At 63.6% G+C, this 3,748-nt stretch carries 2 protein-coding genes; both read left to right on the plus strand.

Going from position 1 to position 3,748, the window contains the following annotated elements; all coding sequences use genetic code 11:
- The coding region (locus tag EN935_RS26150) for an NAD(P)/FAD-dependent oxidoreductase (RefSeq protein ID WP_164771342.1) at positions 1–1,260 on the plus strand (1,260 nt) is incomplete at its 5' end.
- A 38-nt stretch (positions 1,261–1,298) separates the two neighbouring features.
- Positions 1,299–3,748: CHAT domain-containing protein (locus tag EN935_RS26155; RefSeq protein ID WP_164771343.1), on the plus strand; the 2,450-nt coding region annotated here is incomplete at its 3' end.

A 3,748-nucleotide genomic window follows, 5' to 3' on the forward strand; every position in this document is an offset into this window, starting at 1 on the left:
TCCTACGACATCGCAATTGCCGGCGCCGGGCCGGCGGGACTGGCCATGGCGCTCTATCTCAAGCGTGCCGGGCATCGGGTCACCGTTTTCGAGCGCTTCGACGAGCCGAAGCCGGTCGGCTCCGGACTGATCCTGCAGCCGAGCGGGCTGACGGTATTGGCCGATCTTGGCCTGCTCGACGACATACTGGCGCTGGGCAGCCGCATCGACCGCCTGCATGGCGCCGACGCCAGCACAGGCCGTACCGTGCTCGACGTCCGCTATGATGCACAACGCGGTGGCCGCTTCGGCCTGGCGGTGCACCGGGCGGCCTTGTTCGGCGTGCTTTTCCGCGCTGCGCAACGCGAGGCGATCGCCATCGAGACCGGGGTTGAAGTCGAGGCGCTGGAGACCGGCGAACGGACGACGCTGATCTGTGGCAACGGACGAAGGGCGGGGCCGTTCGACCTGGTCGTCGACGCCAGCGGTTCGCGCTCGAAACTGCGACGCAGTGTAAGGGCTCCATGCGAGCCGAGGCCATTGACCTATGGTGCGTTCTGGGCCTCGCTCGGCTGGCGCGGCGAAGGTTTTGACGAGCACGCCCTGCTGCAACGCTATGACAAGGCGAGCGTGATGATCGGTGTGCTGCCGATCGGCCGGCCGGAGCCGGGCGCTGAAAAGATGGCGGCATTCTTCTGGAGCCTGAAGCCGTCGGATGCAGAAGAGGTGCGCGCCCGGGGTCTGGACGCCTGGAAGGAGAGGGTGGTCCGCCTGTGGCCGCAAAGCCAGGCGTACACCAGCCAGATCGACAGTTTCGACCAGCTCTCGCTGGCGCGCTATGGCCACCACACGATGAAGCGGCCGGTTGGGCGGCGGCTGGCCATCATCGGCGACGCGGCGCACTCGACCAGCCCGCAGCTCGGGCAAGGGGCCAACATGGCGCTGCTCGACGCCGCGGCGCTCAGCCATGCGCTGGCGCGGACTGACAATGTCGAGGCAGCACTTGAAGCCTATGCGAAGGCGCGGCGCTGGCATGTCCGCGTCTTCCAGGCACTGTCGCTGGCATTCACGCCATTCTACCAGTCGGATTCGGTGGCGCTGCCCTTCATCCGCGACAGGCTGGTGGCGACGGTGGCAAAAATCCCGCCGGCGCCGCAATTCCTTGCCTCGATGGTGGCCGGCACGGTGATCGATCCGTTCAAGCGCATCGGGCTGACGGAGGCGCGGTGGGATTTCGGACAAAATCCGGGTCATGATACGACCGCAGACCGATCCGCATGAACGCTGTCATGTCCATAGTCCGAAAATCGCGAGGCCTGATGCAGGTCGTTGCGTCTGTCCTGGCCACGTCGGTCGTGGTGCTGCCCTTGCCGTCGGCGCAAGCCCAGACGCCAGGCCAGGCCGGTCAGCAGGCTCCAGCAGATAGCGAAGCGGCGCTGAAGGCCCGGATCGATGCGGCCTACAAGCTGATGATGGAGGCGGGGCGCTTTGATGAAGGTTATGCGCAGTTGCGGGCAGCATTGCTCGATGCGGCCAGAAGCGACCTCTACGAATTTACGGTCGAGAGCTACTCGAACGCCGGTGCGACGTTCCTCAACAACCAGATTCTCGACAACGCCGAGGAGATTTTTGCCGAAGGCCTGAAAACCAGGGCGATGCAGCAGGATGTCGCCAAGCGCGCCGATTTCTATCTCAACTACGCGATGCTGAAGCAGGCCGAGAAAGACTACCAGGGCTTCGTTTCGATGTGCGCTACGGCAACCAATCTCTACGCCCACTACCATGGCACGGAATCCCAGGAACTCATGTATGCCAACGATGTGCTGGCGACAGGGATCGCCGCATTCGGTCAAATCGCTGCGGCGATCAATGTTGACCAGCGCAATCTGGAGATTGCGGAGCGGGTGCTTGGTCAGGATGATCGCTTCACCTGGAAACTGCAGAACAATCTGGCCGATATGCTGCGCCAGATGGGCGCGCCAACCCGCGCCTTGCAGTATGATCTGAACGTGATTGAGAAGCGCATCGGCTACTACGGGCCAAATCATTTCAATGTTCTGGTCAGCGCCAACAACACGGCTCAGGACTATCTCGACCTCGCCAAGTACGACGAGGCCTTGCGCTATTTCCAGCAGGACCGGGACATTGCCGTCGTTCTCAAGCGGGAAGGCAATCTGGTCGAGCAGGCCGATGCGTGGCTGCTCTACACCAGGGCGCTCTCGGGTGCACAGCCGCTCGACGCGCCGACGCTCGCACGCTTGCTGCCGCTGACCAACGACGCGAGTTATCCCGAGATATTGGCAATCAAGATCGCCAACCTGCTCGCCGCGCATTTCGCCGCCATGGGCGATACCGAAAACAGCATGAACCAACTCGATCGGGCCCATAGCATCGCCGGATCGACATACGGCTCGGTGCACCCGCTGACCTTTGCCGCGCGGCAGGCTATGGCCAACCTCAAAGCGAAGTCGAATCCCGAGGCCGCAGCCGCCGATTTTGCGGCTCTCAACGACGACATGTTGCGGTGGAATTGGTTCCAGGTGAGCACGGCCGCCAACCCGGTCGTCGCTGAAGCCAGCCGGGCCTTGGCCGATGACATGCTCTACGACTATGCGCGGCTGGCAAAAAACAAGGCATCGGCAGTGCCGGCATTCGCTGAAGCGGCGCGCCGCTGGCCGACGCTCGAAAACGACAAACGGGATCAGTTGCGCAGACTGTCGCGTTTGATCGATCCGAACGACATGGAGACGCGGCACTTGATCCAGGCCGGGATACGGCTGTCCCTGGCCTACCAGGAGGCTGCTTCCAGTGGCGACAGTGCCGACGATCCAGGTGCCGTGCAGCCCGACCAGGCTCAGGCGGCGTACGAAAAGGCGATCACGAGAGTCACGACCAGATACAGTTTCGGACAGAGCGCTGTGGACAAGCCGCTGCCATCCGCCGGCACGCTGCTGAAGCCCAACGAGGCGCTCGTCGATTACTTCATCACCCGCAAGTGGCGGGCGGACCGCGAGAGCGCCGATCCGCTGGAAGATGAGCGGCTCTATGCGATCGTCACGCGCAAGGATCAGCTGCCACGCCTCTATGATCTCGGCGATCCGCGCCGACTGATCTCGGCTGCTCATGAAACGCGCATGGCGAACCTCAGATCGACCCGTTCCGCGCAGGAGCGTGGCGCTGTGACTTTGGTCGATCTGAATGCCACGTTCACCGGGCTCTATGCCGGTCTCATCGCACCTCTGGAGCCGTCGCTTGGTGGCGCCGACACGCTCTTCGTGGTGCCGGACGGCAAACTGTTCTCGGTGCCGTTTCCCTTGCTGCAGGACAGCAAGGGCGCGTCGCTTGATGACCGCTTCCTGGTGCGCATGCTGACGCGGCCGGAATCGTTGTTGAACGCCGGCGTCGATCAGAGCTTTCCCAAGACCGGCAAGGCCTTGCTGGCCGGCGGTCTGGATTATACGCGCGGATCGGAAAAAGGCGCCGAGCCGCTGCCGGGTACCCGCAAGGAGGTCGACGCGATTGCCTCGATCCTGAGCGGCGATCGATACTCGGTCGAGATGCTTACCGGAACGGCGGCCAGCGAACGTGCGCTGCGCAAGGACATGGAGCAGGCGACGGTTGCGCATCTGGCCACGCACGGCGCCTATCGCGACGAAAAAGAGAGCGGCGTTGGCGCCGTCAACGCGCTGTGGCAGAGCGAGGTGGTGCTGTCGCGGTCCGGAAACCGGCAATCGATGAAGCGCGACGATGATGACGGCCGCCTGTACGG

Origin of the sequence: Mesorhizobium sp. M7D.F.Ca.US.004.03.1.1, assembly GCF_003998635.1 — a bacterium.
In the GTDB taxonomy this organism is placed as follows: Bacteria; Pseudomonadota; Alphaproteobacteria; order Rhizobiales; family Rhizobiaceae; genus Mesorhizobium; species Mesorhizobium loti.